Raw genomic sequence first — 432 nt, 5'->3', positions numbered from 1 at the left:
CCTGCGCAGCATCGGGCGCTGCGAGACGTTGCTGATCACCGCGATCGGACTGCTCGCAGGGGCGCTGGATCCTGATGGCGATGTGCTGGCGATCCGCAATCTCACCGCCTCCAGCGGCACGCTGACCGCGGTCGAGGGTGGCTGGGAGTTCASCCCGRCGCCCGGCTATTTTGGCCCGGTGACGCTGAGCTAYGAGGTCAGCGACGAGACCGTCGCGGTCGCMCAGACCGCGCTCTTCAGSGTCGTCGAGTTCACCGAGATCAACGGCACGGCCGGCGATGACAGCCTGACCGGGACSGAATGCGCCGACCTGATCGACGGGCGCGACGGCAATGACGTGATCGAYGGCCGCGGCGGCTCSGACATCCTGCATGGCGGCGCCGGCAACGACTTCATCCGCGGCGGCGCCGGCCATGACCTGATCTATGCCGG

1 protein-coding gene is annotated in these 432 nt (G+C 68.4%); it reads left to right on the top strand.

Annotated features, from left to right (window positions below; translation table 11 throughout):
• A partial coding sequence (locus AC1DRP_RS36890; RefSeq protein WP_476771186.1) for a cadherin-like domain-containing protein occupies positions 1-432 on the top strand: 432 nt, incomplete at both ends.

Source organism: Allobosea sp. 01N443 (assembly GCF_056399325.1).
Note: the sequence above shows the minus strand (reverse complement) of the source record. Positions and strands in the feature narration are given on the sequence as shown.